At 69.3% G+C, this 469-nt stretch carries 1 protein-coding gene; it reads left to right on the forward strand.

The features are described from left to right. Positions 1-176: 176 nt before the first annotated feature. Positions 177-469: gamma-glutamyltransferase (locus tag CWM66_RS29390; RefSeq protein WP_233218450.1), on the forward strand; the 293-nt coding region annotated here is incomplete at its 3' end.

Genomic DNA, 469 nt, shown 5'->3' on the forward strand with positions numbered 1-469 from the left:
GCAAGCATTGAACCGGGATTCCGCGAATGGCGATGATTGGATGCCGGTCGGGCAGCCGGATTTGCGCAAATACGACCCGTGTCACGCTGCCCTTCGGACGGCAGGGACTTCCGGCAGGCGGAGCCGCTACGCCCCGATGCTACGTTGGGCTTCTTATCATCAGGAGACCCCGGCCCATGCCTGCCCGCCCCGCTTCCCGACCGCTCCGCCGCCTTCCGCGACTGGCCGCGTTGGCGTGCTGCCTCCTGCCGTGGGTCGCCCTCGCCGGGGACCGCATTACCGGCCCGGGCTTCGCGACGCGCTCGGAGGTGATCGCCCCGCATGCGATGGCCGCCACCTCACAGCCGCTGGCCACCCAGATCGCATTGGATGTCATGAAGCAGGGCGGCTCGGCGATGGACGCGGCGATCGCCGCCAATGCCGCGCTGGGACTGATGGAGCCGACCGGCAATGGCGTGGGCGGTGACCT

The organism is Kosakonia sp. H7A (assembly GCF_003028445.1).
Lineage (GTDB): Bacteria > Pseudomonadota > Gammaproteobacteria > Enterobacterales > Enterobacteriaceae > Kosakonia > Kosakonia radicincitans.